At 74.2% G+C, this 442-nt stretch carries 1 protein-coding gene; it reads left to right on the forward strand.

What is annotated here, in order from left to right; genetic code table 11:
• Positions 1–442: tyrosine-type recombinase/integrase (locus tag UK12_RS33175; protein ID WP_156179100.1), on the forward strand; the 442-nt coding region annotated here is incomplete at both ends.

The following is a 442-nucleotide window of genomic DNA, read 5'->3' on the forward strand; positions in this document are numbered from 1 at the left end:
GACCAAGGGCAGCCGCGCCTGGGTCGCCCTCTCCGACCGCGTCGCCGACGCCCTCGACGACCGCGCCGGCTCACGAGCCTTCGGCCAGATCACCCCCGCAGGCGGCTACGTCTTCCACCGCCACGGCCGCCCCCTCCACCCGAAGAGCGTCCTGGACCGCTTCCACCTGCTCTGCGACAAGGCCGGCGTCCCCCGCATCGCCCTGCACGACCTGCGTCACCTCGCCGCCAGCTTCGCCCTGGCCGCCGGCACACCCCTGCCGGTCGTCTCCAAGACGCTGCGTCACCGGACCCTGTCGACCACCGCGAACATCTACGCCGAACTCACCCATCTCGCCGCCCGCGCGGCCGTCGACGCCATCGCCTGGATGCTCAACACCGCCGACCGCGCCATCCTGGGCCAGCCCGCCTGCCGCGCCCGGCGGCCCTGGCACCAACAGCCG

Source organism: Saccharothrix sp. ST-888 (assembly GCF_000955975.1).
In the GTDB taxonomy this organism is placed as follows: domain Bacteria; phylum Actinomycetota; class Actinomycetes; order Streptomycetales; family Streptomycetaceae; genus Kitasatospora.